General features: G+C 63.3%; 23 protein-coding genes and 1 tRNA gene. 14 read left to right on the top strand and 10 right to left on the bottom strand.

Going from position 1 to position 25,430, the window contains the following annotated elements; translation table 11 throughout:
* Nucleotides 1–1,930: PatA/PatG family cyanobactin maturation protease (locus tag VNZ93_RS21215; protein ID WP_325709970.1), on the top strand; the 1,930-nt coding region annotated here is incomplete at its 5' end.
* Between the two features lie 789 nt (nucleotides 1,931–2,719).
* On the opposite strand, the gene VNZ93_RS21220 is transcribed toward VNZ93_RS21215, so the two are convergent.
* The 4 genes from VNZ93_RS21220 to gph form a co-directional block, all read right to left on the bottom strand.
* Nucleotides 2,720–2,911, bottom strand: a complete 192-nt coding sequence (locus VNZ93_RS21220) for a hypothetical protein (RefSeq protein WP_325709972.1) — start codon at nucleotides 2,909–2,911, stop codon at nucleotides 2,720–2,722.
* Between the two features lie 391 nt (nucleotides 2,912–3,302).
* Nucleotides 3,303–3,377: transfer RNA gene (locus tag VNZ93_RS21225), tRNA-Val, on the bottom strand.
* A 51-nt stretch (nucleotides 3,378–3,428) separates the two neighbouring features.
* Entirely contained in the window at nucleotides 3,429–3,995 is a 567-nt protein-coding gene (locus tag VNZ93_RS21230; RefSeq protein WP_325709975.1) for a PEGA domain-containing protein, read from the bottom strand.
* Nucleotides 3,996–4,196: 201 nt separating this feature from the next.
* A complete protein-coding gene (gene gph, locus VNZ93_RS21235; protein WP_325709978.1) occupies nucleotides 4,197–4,892 on the bottom strand; it encodes a phosphoglycolate phosphatase in 696 nt (231 codons plus the stop codon).
* 127 nt (nucleotides 4,893–5,019) lie between these two features.
* Here gph and rpiA point away from each other — a divergent pair, with 127 nt between their 5' ends.
* The 8 genes from rpiA (at nucleotide 5,020) to VNZ93_RS21275 (ending at nucleotide 13,980) form a co-directional block, all read left to right on the top strand.
* Nucleotides 5,020–5,715 (top strand): ribose-5-phosphate isomerase RpiA, encoded by a 696-nt coding sequence (gene rpiA, locus VNZ93_RS21240; RefSeq protein ID WP_325709981.1) that lies wholly within the window; start codon nucleotides 5,020–5,022, stop codon nucleotides 5,713–5,715.
* A gap of 40 nt (nucleotides 5,716–5,755) precedes the next feature.
* The gene (locus VNZ93_RS21245; RefSeq protein ID WP_325709984.1) at nucleotides 5,756–6,268 is read left to right on the top strand and encodes a DUF2059 domain-containing protein; all 513 of its coding nucleotides are present in this window, start codon (nucleotides 5,756–5,758) and stop codon (nucleotides 6,266–6,268) included.
* Nucleotides 6,269–6,284: 16 nt separating this feature from the next.
* Entirely contained in the window at nucleotides 6,285–7,670 is a 1,386-nt protein-coding gene (gor, locus tag VNZ93_RS21250) for a glutathione-disulfide reductase (protein WP_325709987.1), read from the top strand.
* 108 nt (nucleotides 7,671–7,778) lie between these two features.
* Complete coding sequence (locus VNZ93_RS21255; protein WP_325709990.1) at nucleotides 7,779–8,900, top strand: transporter substrate-binding domain-containing protein; 1,122 nt, start codon at nucleotides 7,779–7,781, stop codon at nucleotides 8,898–8,900.
* Between the two features lie 121 nt (nucleotides 8,901–9,021).
* Nucleotides 9,022–10,410: a class II 3-deoxy-7-phosphoheptulonate synthase gene (locus tag VNZ93_RS21260; RefSeq protein WP_325709993.1), complete on the top strand. Its 1,389-nt coding sequence runs from the start codon at nucleotides 9,022–9,024 to the stop codon at nucleotides 10,408–10,410.
* 245 nt (nucleotides 10,411–10,655) lie between these two features.
* Nucleotides 10,656–11,810 (top strand): omptin family outer membrane protease, encoded by a 1,155-nt coding sequence (locus VNZ93_RS21265; protein WP_325709996.1) that lies wholly within the window; start codon nucleotides 10,656–10,658, stop codon nucleotides 11,808–11,810.
* 30 nt (nucleotides 11,811–11,840) lie between these two features.
* On the top strand, nucleotides 11,841–12,200 hold the full coding sequence (locus VNZ93_RS21270; RefSeq protein WP_325709999.1) for a diacylglycerol kinase: 360 nt from the start codon (nucleotides 11,841–11,843) through the stop codon (nucleotides 12,198–12,200).
* A 43-nt stretch (nucleotides 12,201–12,243) separates the two neighbouring features.
* Complete coding sequence (locus tag VNZ93_RS21275; protein ID WP_325710002.1) at nucleotides 12,244–13,980, top strand: NAD+ synthase; 1,737 nt, start codon at nucleotides 12,244–12,246, stop codon at nucleotides 13,978–13,980.
* A 28-nt stretch (nucleotides 13,981–14,008) separates the two neighbouring features.
* Here the strand turns inward: VNZ93_RS21275 and VNZ93_RS21280 are convergent, their stop codons facing one another.
* From VNZ93_RS21280 to VNZ93_RS21295, 4 genes are all read right to left on the bottom strand, one after another.
* Complete coding sequence (locus tag VNZ93_RS21280) at nucleotides 14,009–15,136, bottom strand: DUF2865 domain-containing protein (RefSeq protein ID WP_325710005.1); 1,128 nt, start codon at nucleotides 15,134–15,136, stop codon at nucleotides 14,009–14,011.
* Nucleotides 15,137–15,252: 116 nt separating this feature from the next.
* Entirely contained in the window at nucleotides 15,253–16,164 is a 912-nt protein-coding gene (locus VNZ93_RS21285; protein ID WP_325710008.1) for a DMT family transporter, read from the bottom strand.
* Nucleotides 16,165–16,205: 41 nt separating this feature from the next.
* Entirely contained in the window at nucleotides 16,206–16,838 is a 633-nt protein-coding gene (maiA, locus tag VNZ93_RS21290; RefSeq protein WP_325710011.1) for a maleylacetoacetate isomerase, read from the bottom strand.
* Nucleotides 16,839–16,940: 102 nt separating this feature from the next.
* The gene (locus VNZ93_RS21295; protein ID WP_325710014.1) at nucleotides 16,941–17,462 is read right to left on the bottom strand and encodes a MarR family winged helix-turn-helix transcriptional regulator; all 522 of its coding nucleotides are present in this window, start codon (nucleotides 17,460–17,462) and stop codon (nucleotides 16,941–16,943) included.
* A 174-nt stretch (nucleotides 17,463–17,636) separates the two neighbouring features.
* Between VNZ93_RS21295 and VNZ93_RS21300 the strand changes: the two genes are divergently transcribed.
* Nucleotides 17,637–18,872: a cytochrome P450 gene (locus VNZ93_RS21300; RefSeq protein WP_325710015.1), complete on the top strand. Its 1,236-nt coding sequence runs from the start codon at nucleotides 17,637–17,639 to the stop codon at nucleotides 18,870–18,872.
* A 43-nt stretch (nucleotides 18,873–18,915) separates the two neighbouring features.
* On the opposite strand, the gene infA is transcribed toward VNZ93_RS21300, so the two are convergent.
* Both infA and VNZ93_RS21310 read right to left on the bottom strand, forming a co-directional pair.
* Nucleotides 18,916–19,188, bottom strand: a complete 273-nt coding sequence (gene infA / locus VNZ93_RS21305) for a translation initiation factor IF-1 (RefSeq protein WP_325710017.1) — start codon at nucleotides 19,186–19,188, stop codon at nucleotides 18,916–18,918.
* 26 nt (nucleotides 19,189–19,214) lie between these two features.
* A complete protein-coding gene (locus tag VNZ93_RS21310) occupies nucleotides 19,215–20,723 on the bottom strand; it encodes a DEAD/DEAH box helicase (protein WP_325710020.1) in 1,509 nt (502 codons plus the stop codon).
* A 442-nt stretch (nucleotides 20,724–21,165) separates the two neighbouring features.
* On the opposite strand from VNZ93_RS21310, the gene hmgA reads away from it, so the two are divergent.
* The 4 genes from hmgA to VNZ93_RS21330 all read left to right on the top strand — a co-directional run.
* A complete protein-coding gene (gene hmgA, locus VNZ93_RS21315) occupies nucleotides 21,166–22,461 on the top strand; it encodes a homogentisate 1,2-dioxygenase (RefSeq protein ID WP_325710031.1) in 1,296 nt (431 codons plus the stop codon).
* 1 nt (nucleotide 22,462) lies between these two features.
* Nucleotides 22,463–23,482, top strand: a complete 1,020-nt coding sequence (locus VNZ93_RS21320; protein ID WP_325710023.1) for a fumarylacetoacetate hydrolase family protein — start codon at nucleotides 22,463–22,465, stop codon at nucleotides 23,480–23,482.
* 36 nt (nucleotides 23,483–23,518) lie between these two features.
* Complete coding sequence (locus tag VNZ93_RS21325; RefSeq protein ID WP_325710026.1) at nucleotides 23,519–24,469, top strand: MBL fold metallo-hydrolase; 951 nt, start codon at nucleotides 23,519–23,521, stop codon at nucleotides 24,467–24,469.
* Between the two features lie 22 nt (nucleotides 24,470–24,491).
* Nucleotides 24,492–25,430 (top strand): FAD-dependent oxidoreductase (locus VNZ93_RS21330; RefSeq protein WP_325710029.1); only part of this gene is annotated, 939 nt, incomplete at its 3' end.

Below are 25,430 nucleotides of genomic sequence, written 5' to 3' on the forward strand. Positions count from 1 at the left end.
GCTCGGTCAGCCAGGAGATGGCGACGCGGCGGTTCTCATTGGAATTCTCGACGGGGTGCCCGATCTGGAGTGCGACGATTTCGACGGGGTCGCGCTGGCCGTCGAGTCTTCGATGCTGCCCGGGCACGCCGCGGAACCCGATGCCCATGGCACCGAAGTCTGCAGCCTGATCCTCGGCCGGCGTTTCGGGATTGCCGCGGGATGCAGCGGGCTTTCCCTCCCGATCTTCTTCTCCGATCCGCGCCGCAACAGACCCGGACGCGCGTCACAGATGGACATTGCGCGCGCCTTGTATGTCGCTGCGGATCGGGGCGCTGTGATCGTCAATGTGAGCGCAGGGCAGAAAGCCTCGACGCCGGAAGCGGTGCGCCATCTCGAGGACGCGCTCGCGCTGTGTCACGAGAAGCGGATCCTGGTGGTCGCGGCTGCCGGGAACGACGGTTGCGCGTGTCTTCACGTTCCGGCCGCAGTACCGACCGTGCTGGCCGTCGGCGCTATGGACGATGCAGGGCGTCCGCTCGAGCGCAGCAACTGGGGACAGAGCTATTCCCGGAACGGGCTGCTTGCTCCGGGTGCCGACCTTGATGTCGTCGGCCCCAAAGGAGTCTGTACGAAAAGGACCGGCACCAGCTACGCAACGGCGATCGTCAGTGGTGTAGCTGCGCGTCTGCTTTCGACCGCGCGGCGCGAAGGCCTAGGCCTCGATCCGCTGGATATCCGCGATCTGCTGATCGAAAGCGCCGATCCGTGCGATCCGGCGCGTGACGGTGATTGCGCGCGGATCCTCGCAGGGCGGCTCAACGTCGCCGCCGCGCTTGAGCGGCTTCATTCCCGCGGCCGGGCGACAACGCTTTCACCGCCTTTGACCGACGCGGGCCGAACAACATCGATGACGAGGGGAGTGTTTGATATGGACGCATTGGCTGCCTCACCTGAAGCGGTGAGTGGGACTTTCAATTCTGCGCTTGTCGAGCAGCAGGCGTGCTCCTGCGAAGACAAGGACGAGAACGAGGCCGTCAAGCCGCAAGGCGATACGCAGCAGGCGCGCGTATCGCAGAGCGCGCCGAAAGCGGTCGCCGATACCGCGCTTGTCCTGCAGCAAGGCTGCGGATGCAACGCGCGCCAGGAGCCGCAGCTCGTCTATTCGATCGGCGCGCTCTGGTTCGATTTCGGCTCCGAGGCGCGTTACGACGCGATCGTTCAGGCCATGAATGATCCGGTTGCCGCCAATAATCCGGTCCAGCTGATCAATTTCCTCGAAGCGAACCTTCCGTCTGCATCCGGCATCACCTTCGTGTTGCTGCAGGATCAGATCCCGATCTACGCAATCAATCCGTCGGGACCATTCGCGCTCGAGATTTACAGGTCGATGCTCGAAGCGATGAGGTCTAGCCTCGATCCGATTGGCGACATGCAGCGGGTGGCCGTGCCCGGAGTCGTTTACGGCACGACCCGGCTGATGAACGGCATGACGGTGCCGGTGATTTACCCCGACCTGCGCGGGCTGGTGAAATGGCGATCGACCGACCTTGCCGCCGCAGCGAGACAGGCGGTGAACGTCGCCGAAGCCGCGGCGATCGAAGACGCCACGATCTTCGACTTCCTTGTGCGCGTCTATGACGAACTGCGCAATCTGGGTCTCACGCCGCAAGAGCGCGCGATGAACTTCGCCGCAACGAATGCGTATCAGGCAGCGACGGCATTCGCCGACGGCGCCGCCCGCAGGCTCGAACTGTACAAGATCTCAGTCAAGAAAAGCCCGATCTGCCGGCCCGAATCCGATTGCTGGGACGTGCAGCTCATCATGTTCGATCCCGAGAATGATCGCCGTGCGGCGCGCTTCTACCGGTTCACGGTCGATGTCAGCGAAGTCATGCCGGTGACGGTCGGCCGCATGCGCAGCTGGAACGCACCTTTGGCCGGCGTCTAGCACGCACTGAGATGTCGAGAGCTACACCGATCCCGAAGGTTCGGTGTTCACCCGGCCGGCGCCGCAAGAGCGGTGCAGGCCATCGTCGAAGAAGGAGGATTGAAAATGAAGTCTCCGGTTCAAGCCGCGCCGGTCCGTTGCCAGGGCGCGTCAAAAACGAATGGTGGCGGCGTGCAGCAGTCGGGTTGCTGCGCCTACGTTCTCGGTCGATGCGTCCTTGAGCATCCGCTCTGCTGAGCGCAGGGAGAAACACCCATGCGAAATCCCATCCAGTCTGCTCCCGTCCAGCGAGGGCTGAGCCGCACGATTGAAGGAGCGGTCGGCCAAAGTGGCTGCAATTGGCTCAGGTGCGCTGGCGCCGTGGCTTCGTGTGCCACCGCCTGCGTGTCCGGCGTCGGAACGGCGGCGTGCATTGCATGCCTCGGTTCGTCGTACGAGGCCTGCAGGAGCTGCTTCTGAAACTTTGAGCCGCTCTGCGCTTTGTCGGAGCGCAGAGCGGTAACTGACGTCACGCGCCGCCAACAGACGGTGGAAGATTTCGGAGAGGAGTTGCGAGCGATGCAAGCGCCTGTTCAGGTTCCGCCCGTGCCGCGCTACTTCATGCAGCCGATCGTCGGCAAGGAATGGCTGCCGCAGGAGGCACTGAGATCAGAAGGAGCGCCTCGGCAGGATCGGAGAGGCCGCAGGAAGTCGGAGCCCAATCGCTGCCTTGTCCAGCTGACCACATTTGCCGCCGCCGATCGGCGACGTCTCTGGGCGTTCTTTTGACGTGTTGACGCGGGAACGGAGCTAGCCGCCGTGCGGGCCCCTGAGCTTCCACGTTTCCAGCAGTTCTTCCGCCTGATCGATGGTAAGGCCGGCTTCGCGCACCGGACGTGACACATCGGCCGTTCTTGTGAACGTGAAGCGATCTCCGGTTTGCTCCACAGAGAACATGAGCCGTTCGGCCAGCGTGCGCAGATGGGCTTCGCGATCGGGCATGTCTTGAGGCCGTGAAAGGTTTCCGGGGGCAGCGGCGTCGATAACCGGACGGCTTTATGGCGCCGTCGCCAGCCGTTTGCGCTCCGCGCGTCCCCTGAGCACGAAGTAGACGGCTCCGACGACGTCAAGTCCGCCCACAGCTGCGATCAATGTCCAGGTCGCGTCCATCTCGGCCCCATATGTCCCGCGCCACAACGCGCAGCGACGCAGGTGGCTTCCGAGTCGCGTAAAAATTTAATGACTGACCTGGAAATAGGGTAACGCCCCACCTGAGGCAGGGCCTCCGGGGAAAATCGGCACGCGATAGGCACCCTTCGTTCAACGGCCTGCTCGATTGAGCAGCCTCGCTGATATGTCGGGCGTCGCGGCGTCCGGGTTCAAAGATTGGAAATGGTGGGCGCGACAGGGATTGAACCTGTGACCCCTCCCGTGTGAAGGGAGTGCTCTCCCGCTGAGCTACGCGCCCGAAGGCCCCGCACTTACGTGCTGGGTCGGATATGTGTCAAGCGATGTGCGATCAACGTGTCTGAGGCGCCGGCCAGGCCCCCGCGGGCGGCGACGATTGCGGCTGGCCGAAACCGCCGCTGCTATTCTGCGGCGGTGGATTGAAACCGCTGGTCGATGGCTGCTGTGACGTTGCGCGCTGCGTGCGCTGGGCCGGCTGTTCGGCCACGGCATCCGCTGGGGGCTGTTTCGCAACGCGCGGCTTCTTGGCCGGTGTGCGACGCTGCGGCGTCGCTTTCTGCATCTCGATGGCTACCGGGCTCGGACTGAACCGCGGCGGAGCGCCGGTCAGGCCCATTTCCTCGCTGCCCCGCATGTCTTCCGGCGGCAGCAGCTTCACCGGCACGGTCTGCGTCTGAAAACCGGTCAGGCTGAAGGTCGCCTGGAAGTCCTCGGCAGGGATGGCGAGCGCGCACGGTGTGCGGCAGGTCTGGCCGCCGGAGGTCTTGACCTCGGCGCCGGGTGGCTCGGATTCGAATTGCAGCGGGACGGTCGGCGTCGCGGTCCGCATCAATTCGCCCGAACTGGAACAGGCGGCGAGCGCAAGTCCGCACGCGACAATTGCAAACTGTTTAACCATGGGTCTCGTCCATCGCTGCGGCCCCACGTCAGCGCCACGACCCTCGTGGCCGGGGACCATACGAGCCGGGCGCCCCCCGTGCAACCGTCGGAAAGGGTTCCCCGCGTCCATTGCATCATGCCGCGGGAGCCGACGAAAAACCCGCAAACAGCGTCAAATTTGCGGCTATTTGATCGGGTTTGGTTAATTGATACCGCCCCGTCAGGCACGGCCTGGAATTCGCAGAAGCTCCGACACGGCCGCCGGCAACGCATCGAAATGACTGATGAGCCGGTCCGGCCGGAGATCCGACATCGGCGTGCGCGTGTACCCGAAATCTACGCCGATAACGGGTATCCCGGCGGCTCGGGCAACGTTCACGTCGGTCTCGGAATCGCCGACCATGACGGCGCGCGCGATGTCGCCGCCGGCGCGCGCGATGGTGAGCCGCAGCGTCTCCGGGTCCGGCTTCTTCATCGGGAACGTATCCTGCCCGCAGATCGCGGCGAATCGCGATGTGAGCCCCAGCGCGTCGAGCAGGCGGAGCGACAGCGCCTCGTATTTGTTTGTGCAGACCGCGAGCGTGAAACCATCGGCGTCGAGACGGTCGAGCGCGCCTTCAAGCCCGGGATAGGGGCGGGAGTAATCGGCGATGTGATCCTGATAGCGCCGGATGTAGCTCTCGAACAGCCGGTCCATCGCGGCTTCCCCGGGATGCTTTCCTTGTTCGGCCAGCGCCTGTTCGAGCAGCGGACGCACGCCGCCGCCGATCATCGGCCGTGCCGTCTCGAAGGCCAGCGCCGGAATGCTTTCAGTCTCGAGAATCGCATTCAGTGTCTGGATGAGGTCGGGTGCCGTATCGATCAGCGTTCCATCCAGGTCGAAAATCACGATCGGTGGCGGGGAAAGTTCGGACATGGCCTCCGGCTAGGGCGGGGCGCTCCCGAAATCAAGTCTTGCGGAGGATTGGCGTATGGGGACTAGGTTCCTGAGCCGAACGGGGGTAGACAGGCCGCCGGTTTTTCGACGGGACAGCACCTCAGCCATGACGTCCGATGCCTTGAAACGTGAGGCCGCCGCCCGCGCACTTGATTTCGTGCGCCCGGGCATGCGGCTCGGTCTCGGGACCGGCTCGACCGCGCGGCATTTCGTGGAGCTTCTGGGCGAGCGGGTGCGCGGGGGGCTCAACGTCATCGGTGTCCCGACGTCCGAGGCCACAGAAGCCGATGCGCGGCGTGTGGGCGTGCCGCTGACGACGCTCGACGAAACGCCGCGCCTCGATCTGACGGTGGATGGCGCCGACGAGATCGGACCGGGCCTCGCATTGATCAAGGGCGGCGGCGGTGCGCTGCTGCGGGAGAAGATTGTCGCGTCGGCGTCGGCGGAGATGATCGTCATCGCCGATGACTCGAAGGTGGTGCAATCGCTGGGCGCGTTTGCGCTTCCGATCGAGGTCGTGACGTTTGGCCTCGCTGCGACTGAACTTGCGATCGCGGACGCGCTGGAACGGCTGTCGCTGCCGGTCAGACTGAAACTGCGGATGAGGCCGGACGGCCACGCTTTCGTCACGGATAGCGGGCACCGCATCATTGACGCGGCCATCGGTCGGATTGCCGATCCCCAAAATCTCGCCGATGCCCTTGCCGCTATCCCCGGCGTCGTCGAACACGGCTTGTTCCTTGGACTTGCCGGCAAGGCCATTGTCGCGGGCTCGGCCGGAATTCGTGTAATCGAACGCTAGAGTGGACATGATCTCTGTCAGACAAGCAGGAGTTTTCTCAATGAGCGTGCAATCGCTGGTTCGTTTGGCTGCGGCCGGCTTCGCGGCATTGCTGCTGGCGGCAACGCCGGTAACGCCGTCCCTGGCACAGCAGCCGTCGAAGAGCGCTATGTCCCTTGCCAACGAGATTCTCGACATCAAGGGATCGATGACGATCTTCGAAGCCGTGATCCCCGGCGTGATCGAGAAATCCAAGGCGACCCTGCTGCAGATGAACCCCAATCTGTTCAAGGACCTCAACGAGGTCGCCACCAACCTGCGCAAGGAACTGGCGCCGCGGCTGGAGTCGCTGCGCGCCGAGATCGCCCAGATCTACGCGGTGCGCTTCACCGAGCAGGAAATGAAGGACACCATCGCCTTCTACAAGTCGCCGCTCGGCAAGAAGATCCTGTCGGAAGAGCCAACCTTCGTCGATCGTTCGATGTCGGCTGCACAGGACTGGGCGATCAAGCTGAACGACGAAGTGCTTCAACGCTTCCGCGCCGAAATGAAGAAGCGGGGGCATTCGCTCTAGGCCTGGCCGTACCGCGATGAGCGATTTCGACGTCGACTTTTTCGTTATCGGTGCCGGCTCCGGCGGTGTGCGTGCTGCGCGCATCGCCGCGAACCACGGCGCACGCGTCATTGTCGCCGAGGAATATCGGGTCGGCGGCACCTGCGTCATTCGCGGGTGCGTGCCGAAGAAGCTCCTCGTCTACGCATCGCGCTTCGCGGACGACTTCGAAGACGCTGCCGGTTACGGGTGGACCGTGCAGAATCCGGTGTTCAACTGGCAGACGCTGATTGCGAACAAGGACCTCGAGATCGACCGGCTGGAGCGGGCCTATATCGCCAATCTCGAACGCTCCAAGGTCAAGATCGTCCGCAGCCGTGCGGTTCTGGAAGATGCCCACCGCGTACGCCTTGTCGCGACCGGGGAGATCGTGCGGGCGAAACACATCCTGATCGCGACCGGCGGCTGGCCATCCCATGGCGCCGACATCGCCGGCCTTGAGCATGTGATTTCGTCCAACGAAGCCTTTCATCTGAAAGAGCTTCCCAAACGCATTCTGATCCAGGGCGGTGGTTATATCGCGGTCGAGTTCGCAGGCATTTTCCGCGGGCTCGGCTCCGAGGTGACGCTGGTCTACCGCGGCGACAACATCCTGCGCGGCTTCGATGATGACGTGCGCGAGCATCTGCGCGGCGAGATGGAGAAGCGCGGAATCAGGGTGGTGACCCGCAAGATCGTCGAAGCCGTCGAGAAGGTCGATCACGGCCTGTGCGTGTCGCTGTCGGACCACGAGACGATCACGGTCGATCAGGTGATGTTCGCGACCGGCCGGCGTCCCAACGTGTCGGGTCTTGGCCTCGAACACGCGGGCGTGCAGTTGAACGCGATGGGCGCCATCAAGGTCGACAAATATTCGCGGACCTCCGTCCCCCACATCTACGCGGTTGGTGACGTGACCGATCGCGTCAACCTCACGCCGGTTGCGATCCGCGAAGGGCATGCGGTCGCCGACAACCTGTTCGACGGCAAGGACATCGTGGTCGATCATTCCGATATTCCGACCGCGGTATTCTCGGAGCCGGAAGTCGGCGTGATCGGTTTGACGGAGGCGCAGGCGCGGCAGGATTACGCGCGCGTCGATATCTACAAGTCGAGCTTCCGCGCGATGAAGATGACGCTTGCCGGGCGTGACACCCGCTGCTTCTTCAAGCTCGTGGTGGACGGCGAGACCGATCGGGTCCTGGGCTGTCACATCGTCGGTCCGGATGCGGGCGAGATGATTCAGCTCGTCGGCATCGCGATCAAGATGAACGCCACCAAGGCGGACTTCGACCGGGTGATGGCGGTCCACCCGACCGCCGCCGAGGAGTTGGTCACGATGCGGACCAAGGCCGCGACTTACGTGCGTGAGGCGGCCGAGTAGCGTTAACCCTGACGCGCCGCTGCCGACCGATCCACGACCGGGCCGGTTATGATATGGAACTCGCCCCCGGGCTGCGGGCGGCACAGGGATTTGTGGTCACGGAGGAGCATGCAACGGCACAAGCAGAAATGCCTGTGGGGCTGGTTCGTCGGCGCGATCGTGGCATGCCTGATTGCGGAAGCACCCGCATTTGCTCAGTCCTCGCAGGATCTCGAACAGATCCGGCAACGTGAGATTGTCGTCGGCACCAAGGAAGCGCCGCCTTTCGCGATGAAATCGCCCGAGGGCGAATGGAGCGGCATCAGCATCGACCTGTGGCGGCGGATCGCCGACAAGCACAAGCTCAAGTACCGGCTCCATGAGGAGGACACGGTGCAAGGTCTTCTCGACGCTACAGCAGCGGGCAAGGTCGACATCGCGGTCGCAGCCTTGACCGTCACCGCGGCTCGCGAGGAGGCGCTCGACTTCACGTCCGCGTTCTACGGGACCGGTCTCGGCATCGCGGTGCCGACCGACGGTGCGGCGAGCTGGGCGCCGGTCGTGCGCGCGCTCACCTCGTTCGGCTTTCTCCGTGCTGTCCTGGCGTTGATTGGGCTGGCCCTGCTGGTTGGGCTGCTGGTCTGGCTTATCGAGCGCCGCCACAATGAGGAGTTCGGCGGTACCGTCTCCAAGGGACTGAGTTCGAGTGTGTGGTGGACGACTGTCGCGATGACGCAGCGCGGTATCGGGCACCAGGGTCCGCGCACGCTGCCCGGACGCTTCGTCGCCATGCTCTGGATGGTCGGTTCGATTATTGCCGTCGCTGTGTTCACGGCGAGCATCACATCGGCGCTGACCGTCCGGCAATTGCAGGGCAACGTCCAGGACGTCACGGACCTGTCCAAGGTTAAGGTCGGTGCCGTCAGCGGTTCATCCACCGAGGACACGCTCAATCGTCTGCGGATCAGATTCGAAAGCTTCCCGAACGCCAAACTGGGATTGCAGGCGATCCGCGACGGCAAGCTCGATGCCTTCGTCTACGACCGGCCGCTGCTCGCCTGGATGATCAATCAGGACTTCCGCTCCAGCGTCCTGCTGCTCGATATCATCTTCGATCAGCAGCATTACGCGTTCGCTGTGCCGGCCGGCAGTCCGCTGCGCAAGCCGATCAGCGTTGCCGTCCTGAACGAGGTTCGGAATAGCTGGTGGGGCGATACCCTGTACCGCTACCTCGGCAGCAAGGGGCAGTGACGGCTGCGGTTCGGCCCCAAATTTTGCCCGGACGCGCCCATGGCGGCATGAACCGGAGGCCGCTATAACGCGGCCAATGGAGATGGCGGCCGGAAGCCCCGTGGCCGCAGGAGTAACTGTTATGGCTGAGCGTTGGACACCCGAAAGCTGGCGCACGAAACCCGTGGTGCAGGTGCCGGATTATCCGGACAAGGCCGCCCTCCAGGCGGTCGAGAAGCAGCTCGCGAGCTTTCCACCGCTGGTTTTTGCAGGTGAGGCGCGCAATCTGAAAAAGCAGCTGGCGCGCGTCTGCGCGGGAGATGCTTTCCTGCTGCAGGGCGGCGATTGCGCCGAAAGCTTCGCCGAGCACGGCCCGAACAACATCCGCGACTTCTTCCGCGTCTTCCTTCAGATGGCGGTGGTGCTGACCTTCGCCGGCGGTTCGCCAGTGGTGAAGGTCGGTCGGATCGCCGGCCAGTTCGCCAAGCCCCGGTCGTCGCCGGTCGAGAAGAAAGGCGACGTCGAGCTTCCAAGCTATCGTGGCGACATCATCAACGGCATCGACTTCACTCCGGAAGCGCGCATCCCGGATCCGCGCCGGCAGATCGAAGCCTATCGCCAGTCGGCGGCAACGCTGAACCTCCTGCGTGCGTTCGCGCATGGCGGTTACGCCAATCTCGCGACCGTGCATCAATGGATGCTGGGCTTCGTGAAGGATTCTCCGCAGGCGCGGCGCTACGCCGAACTGGCCGACCGGATATCAGAAGCACTCGGCTTCATGCGCGCGTGCGGCCTCGATCTCGAAAGCCATCCCGAACTGCGCACTACAGATCTCTATACGAGCCACGAGGCATTGCTGCTTGGGTTCGAAGAGGCGATGACCCGCGTCGATTCGACGAGCGGCGACTGGTACTGCACGTCGGGACACATGGTGTGGATCGGCGACCGCACGCGCCAGCCCGATCACGCGCATGTCGAGTTCTGTCGTGGCATCAAGAATCCGATTGGCTTGAAGTGCGGTCCGTCGCTGAAGCCGGATGAACTGATCCGGCTGATCGATATCCTCAATCCTGAGAACGAGCCCGGCCGACTGACGCTGATCTGCCGCTTCGGCAACGACAAGGTTGGCGAACATTTGCCGGCGCTGGTCCGTGCGGTGAAGCGCGAAGGCAAACAGGTCGTGTGGTCCTGCGACCCGATGCACGGCAACACGATCACGTCCGTGTCGGGTTACAAGACCCGTCCGTTCGATCGCATCCTGAACGAGGTGAAGGACTTCTTCGCCGTGCATGCCGCCGAAGGCACATATGCCGGTGGCGTGCATCTCGAGATGACCGGGCAGAACGTGACCGAATGCACGGGCGGTGCGCGTGCCATCTCGGATGCAGATCTGAACGACCGATATCACACCTTCTGTGATCCGCGCCTTAATGCCGAGCAGTCGATCGACATGGCATTCCTCGTCGCGGAATTGCTCAAGAAGGAGCGTACGGCGAAGGGCGTTCCCATGTCGCAGGTTGCCGGACTCTAGGCGTCCAGGCTCGGCAGAATCGCCAGACGCGCGCATACTGAAGAAAATGTTGATACGAAAAAGGCCCGTTTTACGGGCCTTTTTTGTTGTCGCGTCTGTCCGCGACGCAAGAAATTTTCGCCCTGTTAACGTTGCGCATCGCGCAGCGCCATGGCTGCCGATCTGGAAAGGAATTGCAGACAATTTGAATCGAAACTGATGCTCAGACGCGCAGACAAAAGCGCGCAAGACAACAGGGGGCAATCGTGGCGCGTTGGGTTTCTCCAGCCACGGCGGTTTTTGCGATCGCGGTCGTGCTTGGCACGGCTGCGATCGCGGATGCCGCACCGGATGAGGGACCACGCTGGCCCAGCATATACGAGCCGCACTGGCCAAACATTCCCGGCGAAACGGGATATGACGCGAGCAAGCCCGCTCCCGTGCCGGCGCCCGAGCGTGAGATTGTCACCGGATCCGTTCAATCGCCCGTCGCGAAACGCTGGCACGATTTCAAGCCGGCATCGACGATCGTTGTACCGGCGTTCGAAGGCGAACTCGGGCTGCGCTACTGGATGAATTTCGGCAAGACGGCCGTAAATTTGTACGACATTCCAGGGACCGCGATGGTCTCGCGTCTCACCTATGACGGGCTTCAGGGACATGCGGTCGAAATGTTCGGCCGCGTCGATCACACCTCGGGCCTCTACCTCAAGGGCTATGTCGGCATCGGCATCATCAATCGCGGTCAGCTGAACGACGAGGATTTCCCGCCTTTTATCTCGCCGTATTCGTCGACGATGAGCGATCAGCGTGAGGGCAGCATCGCTTACGCGAGCGCAGACATCGGTTTCAACGTCATCCGTCAGCCGGGCTTTCGCCTCGGCGCCTATGCCGGCTATCACTATCTCGATCAGAGCGTGAGCGCGTATGGCTGCGGGCAGGTTGGTTCCAACGGCGCGATCTGCGGCAACCCGATTCCGAACAACGTCCTGGTGATCACCCAAAGCAATCACTGGAATTCGCTACGTCTCGGGCTTGACGCCACCGTGAAGCTCGGCGGTCCGTTCAGCCTTTCGCTGGATGCGGCCTGGCTGCCCTATGTCAAACTGAATGGCGGCGACTCGCACTGGCTGCGGATCGGGACGATGCCGGGCGACTTCACTGGCGAGATTCCTGAGGACGGGCAGGGGACCGGCTTTCAACTCGAGGCGGCACTGGCCTATGCCGTCAACTCCAATGTCAAGGTTGCGGTTGGCGGCCGATACTGGCGCATGGATGCGAGCGGTCTGAGCCATTTCGAGAACAATATCGTCGGCGTGAACGCGTCTCCGCAGCCGGTCGACTGGAAGGTCGAGAGCTATGGCGTATTTGTGCAGGGCTCGTTCAAGTTTGGCCCCTATCCCACGGGCGGCTTTTTCTGATTTAAGGTCCGCCCGCGGGGAGGGATGGGCATGGAGCGAATCTGGCGCGCGACGCTGAATACGATCAATGGCCTGCGCGCCGCCGCCGCGAGCGAAGCGGCATTCCGGCAGGAACTGTTCGCGCTCGCGCTTGCGGTCCCGCTGGCAATGGTGATTGCGACCAGCCTCTGGATGGCGCTCATTCTGATCGGCGCGGTGCTCGCCATCATGATCGTGGAACTGCTGAACACGGCGATCGAGAAACTCGCCGACCGGGTCACACTGGATCACGACCCCATGATCGGCCGCGCGAAGGACATGGGGTCTGCCGCCGTCGGGCTGTCGCTACTCCTTGCAGGCGCGGTGTGGCTGCTTGCGATCTGGGAGCGCCTGTCGGGGCTGCTGTGGTGAGGGCGCATTGCGGGCGCCCGCCCTGCCGCGCTAGACCAGCGCCATGAACATGCGCCCCGCCGATAAGCTCACGATCGCGCTTGCCCAGGTCAATCCCGTCGTCGGGGACGTGGCCGGCAACGCCGCCAAGGCGCGCGCGGTGCGGGATCGTGCGAAGGATGCCGATCTGATCCTGTTTCCGGAATTGTTCATCGCGGGCTATCCGCCGGAAGACCTCGTCCTGAAGCCGGCCTTCCAGGCAGCCTGCCGCGCGGCCATCGAAGAACTCGCACGCGAGACGGCGCAGGGCGGTCCCGCCATGATCGTCGGCACGCCGTGGTTTGAGGACGGCAAGCTCTACAACGCCGTAGCCTTACTCGATGGCGGACGCATCGCCGGATTGCGTTTCAAGGTTGACCTGCCGAATTACGGGGTGTTCGACGAGAAGCGCGTCTTTGCGGTCGGGCCCATGCCGGGTCCGATCAGCTTCCGTGGCGTGCGGCTCGGCGTTCCGATCTGTGAAGATATCTGGGGACCCGAGCCCGCCGAATGCATCGCCGAAACCGGCGGCGAAATCCTTCTGGTGCCGAACGGTTCGCCGTATCGCCGCGGCGTCGTCGACCAGCGGCTGAGTGTGGCCGTTGCCCGCGTGAAGGAAACCGGACTGCCGCTGATTTATCTCAATCAGGTTGGCGGGCAGGACGAACTCGTGTTCGAAGGCGCGTCCTTCGTGCTGAATGCCGACGGGTCACTCGCGGCGCAATTGCCGGCCTTCACCGAAGCGCTGGTGACGACGCGCTGGCGACGCAACGGCGACGGGTGGCATTGCGAGCAGGGAGACATTGCGCCGCTGCTGCCGCAGGACCGCTCCGACTATTCCGCCTGCATGCTCGGCTTGCGCGACTATGTCGGAAAGAACGGATTTCCGGGTGTGGTGCTCGGATTGTCCGGTGGTATCGATTCCGCGCTGGTGGCGGCGATCGGCGTGGATGCGCTGGGGCGCGATCGCGTGCGTGCGGTGATGCTGCCATACAGGTTCACCTCGCAGGAATCGCTGAAGGACGCCGCCGATATCGCGAACGCGCTCGGTATCCGTTACGACGTCGTCCCCATCGAGGCAGCGGTGCTGGGTCTGGAGAAAAGTCTCGCGCCGCTATTCGACGGCTTGCCGCGCGACGTGACCGAGGAAAACCTGCAGGCGAGGGCGCGCGGTACGATCCTGATGGCGCTGTCGAACAAGTTCGGCTCGATGGTCATGACCACGGGCAACAAGTCGGAAATGTCGACCGGCTACGCGACGCTCTATGGCGACATGAATGGCGGCTTCAACCCGATCAAGGATCTGTACAAGACAGAGGTCTTCCGCCTGAGCGCGCTGCGCAACGTCTGGAAGCCTGACGACGCACTCGGACCCGATGGTGTGGTGATCCCGCAGAACGTGATTACCAAGCCGCCCACGGCGGAATTGCGCGAGAACCAGAAGGATCAGGACTCGCTGCCGCCATACGATATTCTCGACGGCATTCTGGAGCGTCTGGTGGAGCGGGAGCAGCCAATCGCGGAGATCGTTGCGGCGGGCTATGACGCGGCAACGGTCGCGCGCGTCGACCGCATGCTCAATCTTGCGGAATACAAGCGCCGTCAGGCCGCACCCGGTGTGAAGGTCACGCTGCGCGGCTTCGGACGGGATCGGCGCTATCCGATCACCAACAAGTTCCGCGACTCCGGGCAACCATTGCCGAAACCCGACCGCTCCATCGTCAGCGGCACGCCGACGAAATCGGAAGCGTTCGATTTCTAAGGCCGCGATCGTCCGCGCGAAAGCCGGCTCATTCGGCCATGAATTTCGGTCCGACCGAGCGGATGGGCTTCTTCGGTGCGTTCGGATCGACCGGCTCGGGCTCCTGCGCGGGGACCACGGCAGCAGCCGGCGCAGGTGCTGCGCCCTTCTTCTGCGCTCCTTGCGACGGTTGAACGATCGGACGCCCCTTGGCGTCGCGCGGCGCATTCATCAGCTTCGCGCGCTCCTCGGTGACGACGATGTCGCCGTGTCCGCCGGGCGCGTTTGGATCGTCTTTCACCGCATTGGCCCAGCTTTCGCCCGGCGCCTTGCAGGTGCAGGAGGCATCCCACGAGGTCTTGTATTTGAACGCGTTCGGTATCTGCGTGTAGAGCTGCCCGGTATTCGACACCGCCTGGTTCATGTCCTCGCCCGGATTGCGATGCGAGAACAGCTGCACTTCGGCGGCCGGGCACATGCGCTGGCAGGTCTGCTCGTCGTCGCGGAAGCGGTCCTGAGAGGTCGAGAACGAGATCGGGAAGAAATAGCCGTCACAGGTGCGCACGCACACCGTCCGGTAGCCGCTGCCCATGCCGGTATCCTGCTCCGGGCCGGAGGTCGAGCCGGGGCCGCCGAACAATTGCTCGAAGAAATTGCCAGGAGCCGCCCTCGCGGCCTGAGCAGCCTGCGCGCGGTATTGCGGGCCGCAATCGTTCTGGGCGAGGGCGTTCAGCACGGTTCTGCGCTGACTTTCGCGCTGGTAGTTCGTGTTCGACGCCTGCAACTGCTGCAGATCGCCCTGCGCGCGAGCCAGGTTCGAGCGAATCTGCTCGATCTTGGTGTTCAGGGGCGTGCATTGCTCGGATCGGCCGCCGCCGCCGAAAAGCTGGAAGAAGTTCGGCTGGTCGCAGCCCAGCCGGCGTCCCTGGGCCTGGCTGCGGTCAAGCTCGGCCTGCTGGCGCCCAATCGTCTCCTCAAGGCGCCGGATCTGGTCGGCACGGGTCGCGTCGCCCCCGGAACCGATCGAGGCAAGCTGCGCCTCGAGGCGCTGGCAGGTCTGCTCGCGCACGCTGGTGGCGCCGCCCGATGGCGGCGGCAGCTGCTGGGCGGCCACAGAAGAGATGCTGCCGGCAAGCGCCAGCGCAGCAATAGTGCTGAATCGGACCAGTCTTGTCATAAATTCCCCGCACGTCCCCATGCCCCCAGTGCCGGGAGAATGCGGCGGCGCGATGGTTATCAAAAGGCAAAAGCCTGCGGAAGCCGCAAAGCGGTCAATCCACTCAAGTCCGCCACTCAAGTCCGCTCGGGTGTGCCCTCGTCGTCCGGCAATGCCACGTCCCGGGCGTCGCGGGCCTCCTGACGCAGGTTCCACAGGATACCGGCGAGGATGATCCCCGCGCCTACGAAGACCAGCGCATCCACGGACTCGGCGAAGAACAGGTAACCCACCAGCGCGATCAGCGGCACGCGGAGGAAGTCCAGCGGTATGACAAGGCTGGCGTCGCCGTAGCGGAACGCCCGCGCCATACAATAGTGAGCGGCGAGGCCGGATATTCCGACGCCCGCCATCGGGGCGTATTGCCACGGCTCGAGCCGAAGGACGAAAAGCGGATCGCTTCCGGAAAGCGCGAGCGGGAATTGCAGGAGGTTCATCCAGAACACAATCCCGAAGGTACTCTCTGTCGCGGTCATCTGCTTGGTCGCCACATTGAACACGGCGTAGAAGAACGAACAGAGCAGGACCAGGATCGAGGCCGGCTGGAACGCAATGATGCCCGGTCGCAGGATCACCAGGCATCCGATGAAGCCGAGAACAATCACCACGATGCGGCCCGACGTGAGCTTTTCGCCGAGCACCGCGACGGCAAGGATCAGCACCCAGACCGGCAGCGTGAACTCGAGTGCGAACACGGTCGCGAACGGCAGGAGCGTGAGCGCGGTCGCCCAGCAATATTGCCCGGCAAAATGCACCGCCGAGCGGAAGAAGTGCATCGGGATGCGTTTGGTGCGCACAGCCGGTCGCAGCGACGGAGTGACCGCGAGTAGCGAAAACAGGATCACCAGCGCGCCGAAGCTGCGCACGGTCAGGATCTCGAACACTGTCAGCTTGCCTGCGAGCAGGCGGATCGAGATCGCCATGATCGAGAACGACAGCAGAGTGCCGGTCATCCACAGAACGACGCGGACAATGTTCTGTTGCTGCACTGCTGGCTCGTTTCTTCGGTGATTTGGCGGAAATACGTCGACTATTCGGCGTCCGGCTGATTTTCCGGCTTCGCCTTCTCGAAGGCGGGGAGCTTCGCACATGCCGCTTCGACTGCGAGTATCTTCGGGAAGGCGTCGAGTGGCGTCTTGAACCGGCGCGCGTTGAACACCTGCGGCACGAGGCAGACGTCGGCCATCGTTACGCGCGACCCGAATGCGTAAGGGCCCGGCTTGAGCAAGGGTTCGATCGCCTCGAAACCCGAGATGATCCAGGAGCGGTACCACTCGTCGACGGTTGCCTGATCGTGACCGAGCTTTTTCAGCGCGTTCAGCGTGACGAGATTGTTGAGCGGATGGATGTCGCACGCGATGATTTCGCACACAGCGCGGACATGCGCGCGCTCGAGTGCATCGACCGGAAGAAGGGCGGGTTCGGGATAGACCTCTTCCAGATATTCCATGATCGCGAGCGACTGGATGAGCGTCTCGCCGCTCGACAGCGTCAGCGCGGGCAAGCGCATCTGCGGATTGATGGCGCGGAACTCGGGGGTCTTGTGCTTGCCGCCGTCCTTGGTCAGATGGATCGACACCATTTCATAAGGTTGATCCTTCAGGTTGAGCGCGATGCGCACCCGATAGGCGGCTGACGAGCGGAAATAGGTGTAGAGCTTCACGAGCGTTCCCCAGGGACGACAAGTATTTTTCCGACCAAACGCGATGGCGCGAGGCTTGTCCAGTGCCCGCCGGCGATGCCTCGCATGCGTCCGCTTCCGGGCTTATCTGTCCGGATCCTCGATGGCTTCGTCTGCCAGCGGCTTTGCGCGTTCGATCAGGCGTTCCAGCGCGCGGGCGAACGCATCGCGGTCCGCGGGATCGATCGCCTCCAGCAAGTGCCGGGCAAAGCCGACCGCGCCCGGCGCGAGATCGTCATAGATCGCTCGGCCCTCGGGTGTGAGTGACAGCAACGATTCCCGCAGGTCCGCCCGGTTGACGCGCCGCACCACGAGTTTCCGCTTTTCGAGCAGGGCCACCGCGCGCGACACCTTCGTCTTGTGCATGTGGCTGTGTTCGCCGATGGCCTTGCCGGTCATCGTCTCGAATTCGCCGAGCGTGACAAGCACGCGCCACTCCGGAACGCCGATGCCATAGCGTTCCACATAGAGGCGTGAAAGCGCCTGCGAAACGAGGCTCGACACCACATTGAGCTGGTACGGCAGGAAATCGTCGAGCCGCAGCGGCGCTTCCCGACCGGGCTGCACCTCGCTGACGGCGGCCGACCCCTTTGTCTGCGTCACCATGATTGAACTTCGTCGTCACCCCGGCCGCGAATGCGGACATATGACCATGGCTTAACTTGCGCCGACGCGCAACGGGAGGGCGGGTTGACACCAGACCGCGCCCGGTGTGCTAAATTAATCCTGCTGTCGGGCCGGATGCGTTCCGGGCGATGACGAAAGACCGGAAGTGTCGGGATGCCCAGATTTGCCAGTCCGAGCGAGGCCGAAGCGGCCGCGCGCGCCTTCGATCTGAAAAAATTGCCCGCAGATTTTATCGAGGATCCCTATCCCTATTTCCACGCGCTGCGCGATTACGATCCGGTTCACCGCATGCCGGACGGCAGCTACATCATCACGCGTTATGATGATTGCGAGACGCTCTACAAGGACGCGAAGACCTATTCGTCGGACAAGAAGATCGAGTTCTTTCCGAAATACGGCGACACGCCGCTTTTCGAGCATCACACCACGAGCCTCGTTTTCAACGATCCGCCGCTGCACACGCAGGTGCGGCGCGCGATAGCGGGCGCATTGTCGCCGCGTGCGATCGCGGAGATGGAGGCCGGGCTTGTCGAACTGGTCGACCGGTTGCTCGGCGAACTGGAGCGCAAGGGTCGCGTCGACCTGATCGAGGATTTCGCGTCCGCGATACCTGTCGAGATTATCGGGAATCTGCTCGGCGTGCCGCATGAGGAGCGGGGGCCGCTGCGCGGATGGTCGCTCGCGATTCTGGGCGCACTGGAGCCTGTGTTGACCGAGGCGCAACTGAAAGCCGGCAACGACGCCGTCCGTGAATTTTTGGCCTATCTGAAAATCCTGACGGACGACCGGCGCCGCAATCCCGGCGATCCAAACAAGGACGTGCTGACCCGGCTCATCATCGGCGAACATGAGGGACGCAAGCTCACGGAGACCGAGCTTCTGCAGAACTGCATCTTCATCCTCAATGCCGGGCACGAAACGACGACCAACCTGATCGGCAACGCGCTCTACACGTTACTGCAATGGCCGGACGAGAAGGCGCGCCTGATGCGCGATCCCTCATTGATGAAGACGGCTATCGAGGAAGTGCTGCGGTTCGAAAGCTCGAACCAGCTCGGCAATCGCCGGGTGGTTGTCGACACCGTGCTCGGCGGCGTGCCGATGAAGGAGGGTGATCTCATCACCATCGCCATAGCTGCCGCCAACCGCGACCCGAAATATTTTCCGGACCCGGATCGTTTCGATGTCGGCCGCACGCCGAACCGGCATCTGGCGTTCGCGAGCGGCGTCCATGTCTGCGCCGGCATGAATGTCGCGCGGCTGGAGGGACGAATTGCGCTTGAGCGTTTTCTGGCGCGCTTCCCGAACTACCGGCTCGACGGCGAGCCCGTGCGGTCGCCGCGCGCACGGTTTCGCGGGTTTGTGTCGTTGCCTGCGGTGGTCGGATAGCGGGCGAGCGCCACGAGGCTGGCGCGTCGCCGGTATGGGGGCGTCAGCGCTTGCGTACGAAGGTCTGACGGCGGGTGGGGGGAGCCGCCATCGCGTTGCCGCGGTGACGGAAGCTGATGCGGCCGCGCGAGAGATCGTAGGGCGACATTTCCACGATCACACGATCGCCGACGCCGGTGCGGATGCGGAATTTGCGCATCTTCCCGGCGGTGTAGGCGAGGATCTCGTGATCGTTGTCGAGCTTCACCCTGAAGTTTCCGTCCGGCAGCACTTCCGTGACAGTGCCGTCGAACTCAAGCATCTCTTCTTTCGACATCCAGTGGTCCCTTGATCGAAATGAGCTCAGCGCGGGGCCTGGGCGTGCTGCCGCTTGCCGCGGCGCTCGGAGCGACCGTCCCGCATGAATCCGACAGATGATAGCCCAGGCTCGGCGGTTCCGCCATTCTGTCGCTGCGGGTTTGTGAACGGCTTTGCGGTCGACTTCCGCTCGTGCTGGTGGCCGTTATTGTGACCCGGCTGGCCTGATGCGCCGGCGGCTTTCGCCGCCTGGTCCCTGCGCCTGCGACGCTGGCCGGCGCGGTTGCGAGGCTTTGGCTTGCCGTTGTCGGGACGTCCATCGGGCCGGTTCGAGCGCGCGGGCTGTTCGGCCTTTGCTTCGATCGGCTGACCGGTGCGGCCGTCGGTCGAGGGCAGCGTCATGCGGATCAGCTTTTCGATGTCCCGCAGATAGGCGCGCTCCTCACGGTCGCAGAACGAGATTGCGGTACCCTCCGCGCCGGCACGCGCCGTGCGGCCGATGCGGTGGACATAGCTTTCCGGCACATTGGGCAGGTCGAAGTTGATGACATGCGTAATGCCGTCGACATCGATGCCGCGTGCGGCGATGTCGGTTGCAATCAGGGTCTTGATCTTGCCGTTGCGGAAAGCGGCGAGGGCGCGTTCGCGCTGACCCTGCGACTTGTTGCCGTGGATCGCTTCCGCGGCGAGACCCTGCTGACCGAGCTGGCGCACCACGCGGTCGGCGCCGTGCTTCGTGCGGGTGAACACGATGGCGCGGTCGATCGGCTCGCTTTTCAGGATGTTGGCAAGAAGCTCGGCCTTGCCGGACTTGTCGATATGGACGACGCGCTGCGACACGCGCTCGGCGGTCGAGGCCTGCGGCGTCACGGCGACGCGCGCCGGATCGTTCAGCATCAGGCGGCCGAGGTCTTCGGTCTCGCGCGCCATGGTGGCGGAGAAGAACAGCGTCTGGCGCTGTGCCGGAAGCATCGCGACGATGCGGCGGATGTCATGGATGAAGCCCATGTCGAGCATCCGGTCGGCCTCGTCCAGGACGAGGATCTCGACCTTGTCGAGCGTCAGCGCCCTCGAATTGACGAGGTCGAGCAAACGTCCCGGAGTTGCGACCAGAACTTCGCAGCCATTCGACAGAGCTCTGATTTGTCGGCCCATGGGAACGCCGCCGATCGCCAGACATACGCTTACCTTCAGATGGCGACCGTAGGTCTTGAAGCTGTCGAGGATCTGGCCGGAGAGTTCGCGGGTGGGGCTCAGAACCAGCACGCGGCAGGTTTTCCGCTCGGGGCGACGCCGATTGTTGGCGATGTGATTGAGGATCGGCAGCGCGAAGGCTGCGGTCTTGCCAGTGCCGGTCTGTGCGATGCCGACGACGTCGCGTCCGGCAAGGACGTGGGGGATGGTCTGGGCCTGGATCGGAGTAGGAGTTTCGTAGCGCTCCTCAACGAGGGCACGGGTAATGGGCTCGGCGAGCCCGAGGTCTAGAAAAGCGGTCAAGAGATACGATCTTTCATGCAGCACAGGCGCCACCGCTCCAGATGGAACGGCGCGCATACGCGGGGTTCAAAGACATCCCGCGTGTTCAGGGCTGCCGGCGATTGGGAAGGGTTGGCGGGCTGAAAGCCGTTGCAGGGACTGCAACCTTTCGTTCACGCGGCCCGCAAGCAACTCACAGGGCGAGTCGCTTCGTTGTGTTGCATATGGACCGACATCGCGGCCAATTCAAGGTGAAAAGCGTTGCTATGGCGAACGGGCGATTGAGCGAGGGCGTTCTTTTACGCGAAAGGGCTCGTGTTTGACATTAGTTACGAATGAAACTATATCTGGGTTCAGAAACGTTGCAACCAATCGACCGCTCCATGAGGGCGGCCCGCGCAGCCAGGGAGGTCACCGGATGGCCGAAATCGACACCGCGCCGCGGGTCAAGCGGCAAGCGTCCCCTGCAGCAGTCACCGACCGGGTACGGACCGAGCCGCTGGTTGATGCGGCCGAGTACATGTCCGGCTTTGGCAACTCGTTCGAGACCGAAGCGTTGCCCGGAGCACTGCCGATCGGACGCAATTCGCCTCAGAAGATCAATTACGGGCTCTATGCCGAGCAATTGTCCGGCTCGCCCTTTACTGCGCCGCAGGCGACCAACCAGCGCTCCTGGCTCTATCGCATTCGTCCGACCGTGCGGCACACCGGTCGATTCAAGCGAATCGATCGTGGATTGATCCGCACTGCGCCGGAGCGTGACGATTCCGAACTGACGATCGGACAACTGCGCTGGGGTCCGCCGCCGATCCCGAAGCAGAAGCTCACCTTCGTCACCGGTCTGCGTACTGTCACGGTGGCCGGGGACAGCGAGTCGATGAGCGGCATGGCGGCCCATGTTCTGATCGTCACCGAGTCGATGGTGTGCGAGCATTTCTTCAACGCTGACGGTGAAATGCTCATCGTCGCGCAACAGGGCAGCCTGCGTTTCCGAACCGAGTTTGGTCTGATCGAGATCGCCCCGGGCGAAATCTGCGTGATCCCGCGCGGCGTGATCTTCCGCGTCGAACTCGTCGATGGTCCTGCGCGCGCCTATGTGTGCGAGAATTATGGCGGTGCGTTCACGCTGCCGGATCGCGGACCGATCGGCGCGAACTGTCTGGCCAATCCGCGCGACTTCCTGACGCCGGTCGCGGCCTACGAGGATGTCGAAGAGCCGTGCACGCTCTACGTGAAGTGGGGCGGCGAAATGTTCGAGACGAAGTTGCCGCATTCGCCGCTCGATGTCGTCGCGTGGCACGGCAATTACGCGCCGTACAAATACAACCTGCGCCACTTCTCGCCCGTCGGCGCGGTGTTGTTCGACCACCCCGATCCGTCGATTTTCACGGTGCTGACTTCGCCGTCGGAGACGCCGGGCACCTCGAACATCGATTTCGTGATCTTCCCGGAGCGCTGGGGCGTTGCGGAGAACACCTTCCGTCCGCCCTGGTATCATCGCAACATCATGTCGGAATTCATGGGCCTCGTGTATGGCGTCTATGACGCGAAGCCCGAAGGCTTCGTGCCCGGCGGCTTCTCGTTGCACAACACCATGCTGCCGCACGGTCCGGACGTCGACGCCTTCGAGCATGCGAGCAATGTCGAGTTGAAACCGGTGAAGCTTGCCAATACGCTGGCGTTCATGTTCGAGACGCGATTCCGCCAGCGCGTCACGAAATATGCCGCCCAGCACGAGGCCAGGCAGGACGATTACATCGACTGCTGGAAGGGTCTCAAGAAACACTTCGATCCCAATCGCCGCGAGCCGCGCTAACATGAAACTTGCTTCACTGAAGAGCGGCCGCGACGGCCGCCTCGTTGTCGTCTCGCGCGATCTGTCGCGTTGCGCGGATGCGTCTGCGGTTGCGCCGACCTTGCAGGCCGCCCTCGATAACTGGGATGCGGTCGTTCCGCGCCTCACCGAGATCGCGGATTCGCTCGAAGCGAACCGGATCGCGCATATGCCATTCGACCCGGCCAAGGTGTCGTCACCATTGCCGCGCGCTTATCAGTGGCTCGATGGTTCCGCCTATGTGAACCACGTTGCGCTCGTGCGGCAGGCGCGGGGCGCGGAGGTGCCGGAATCGTTCTGGACCGATCCGCTGATGTATCAGGGCATCTCCGATGTCGTGATGGCACCGCGCGATCCGATCCAACTCGCCGACGAGGCGTTCGGCGCCGACATCGAGGCTGAGGTTGTCGTGATCCTCGGCGATGTCCCGATGGGCGCGACCCGCGAGCAGGCCGCGAAGGCGATCCGGCTAATCATGCTGGTCAACGACGTGACGCTGCGCAACATCGTGCCGCAGGAGTTGCCGAAGGGCTTCGGCTTCCTGCAGTCAAAGCCGCCGTCGGCGTTTACGCCCGTCGCGGTCACGCCGGACGAACTCGGCAAGGCTTGGGATGGCGCGAAGGTGGACCTGCCGCTTCTCAGTTTCATCAACGGCAAGCCGTTCGGCAAGCCGATGTGCTCGGTCGACATGACGTTCGACTTCCCGACGCTGATCATGCATGCAGCGAGGACGCGGCCGATCAGTGCGGGCACGATCCTCGGGGCCGGCACCGTGTCGAACCGCGACGGCAATGGCGGGCCGGGCAAGCCGATTTCCGATGGCGGGCTTGGCTATTCCTGCATTGCGGAGATCCGGACCGTCGAGACGATCCTGCACGGCAAGCCGTCGACGCCGTTCCTGAAATTCGGCGACAAGGTTCGTATCGAAATGGACGACAAGGACGGCCGCTCGATCTTCGGTGCGATCGAGCAGGAGGTGATACGCTACACGCCTCCGAAATAACGACACGACCGCGCAACAGCGGCACAGGGTGGAAAGATGGCCAAGGGTTTTGCTTCGACCGGCGATACCGCCGAAAAGACCATTTCGTTCGACGAGATCGGGCGCGATCTCTATGCCTTCACCGCCGAGGGCGATCCGAATTCCGGGATCATCATCGGCGATGACAGCGTAATGGTCGTGGACGCGCAGGCGACGCCCGTGATGGCGTTGGAAGTCATCGAGCGCGTTCGCAAGGTCACCGACAAGCCGATCAAATATGTCCTGCTCAGCCACTATCACGCGGTGCGCGTGCTTGGCGCATCGGCATATTCCGGCGCCGAAATCCTGGCTTCCGATTCAACGCGCGACCTGATCGTCGAACGAGGGCAGCAGGACAAGGACTCCGAAATCGGCAGGTTCCCGCGACTGTTCCGTGCTGTTGAGTCGATCTCCGGCCTGACCTGGCCGACCATCACCTTTCCGCAGCAGATGTCGGTCTGGCTGGGCAAGCGCGAAGTCCGCATCATGCATATCGGGCGCGGCCATACAGCGGGCGACGTGATCGCCTGGGTGCCGGACGCCAACGTCGTGTTTTCCGGTGATCTCGTCGAATATCACTCGGCCTGTTATTGCGGCGATGCGCATCTCGCTGACTGGCCGAAGACGCTCGACCGTCTCGCGCAGTTCAAGGCCAATGCACTGGTGCCCGGTCGCGGTGCAGCGCTTGCAACTCCCGACAAGGTGCAGGCCGGCATCGAGGGGACACGAGACTTTCTCGCGACCTTGTATGGAGCCGCGCAGAAGGGCGTCGCCAAGGGATTGTCGCTGAAGGACACGTTCGCGGCGACGCGCGAGGCGATGGACCCGAAATTCTCCAGCTACGCGATTTATGAACACTGCATGCCGTTCAATGTCGCGCGTGCCTATGACGAGGCGAAGGGCATCGAACACCCCGTGATCTGGACCGCCGAGCGCGACCGCGAAATGTGGGCTGCGCTGCAGGGGTAAGCGGTAACAGGGAGTAAACGCCGTGGCCGCCAACGAACGCAAGTCGCTGTTTCACTTCGGCTACCGGCGTTCGCCGGATCAGGACGCGGCAAAGCCTGTGCGCCACACGGTCGTGATCGTCGGCGCGGGTCCGGTCGGACTATCGATGGCGATCGATCTCGCGCAGCGCGGCGTGCCGTCGGTCTTGCTGGACGATGCGGACCGGATCGGGGAGGGCTCGCGCGGGCTCTGCTATTCCAAGCGCACGCTCGAAATCCTCGATCGTCTCGGTGTCGGCGAAAAGCTCGTGAAGATGGGCGTGACCTGGAAGCTCGGCAAGGTCTTTCTCGGCGACCGGATGGTCTATTCATTCGATCTCCTCCCCGAGGACGGCCACAAGATGCCGGCCTTTATCAATCTCCAGCAGTTCTATCTTGAAAAGGCGCTGGTCGACCGCGTGCAGGAGATGCCCGACATCGATCTTCGCTGGCGAAATCGGGTCACCGGCCTCGAGAAGCGCAACGACGGAGTGACGCTGACGGTGGAGACACCGGACGGACCGTACAAGCTCGACGCCGCCTGGGTGATTGCAGCGGATGGCGCACGCTCCACCGTACGCGATCTGCTCGGCCTCGAATTCAAAGGGCACACCTTCGAGGAGAAGTTCCTCATCGCGGATTTGCGCATGCCGGCGGACGATATCCCGACCGAGCGCCGCTTCTGGTTCGATCCGCCATTCCATTCCGGACAATCGGCGCTCATGCACCGGCAACCGGACGAGTCCTGGCGAGTCGATCTGCAACTTGGTCCGGACGCCGATATCGAGCACGAGCTGAAACCTGAGAACTACACCCCGCGTATCCGCCGCATGCTCGGGGACCGCGATTTCCATGTCGACTGGGTGTCGATCTATCGCTTCAACTGCCGACGCATCGACCGCTTCGTGCATGGACGCGTGGTCTTCGCGGGCGACTCGGCGCAT

The organism is Pseudorhodoplanes sp. (genome assembly GCF_035565795.1).
In the GTDB taxonomy this organism is placed as follows: Bacteria; Pseudomonadota; Alphaproteobacteria; order Rhizobiales; family Xanthobacteraceae; genus Pseudorhodoplanes.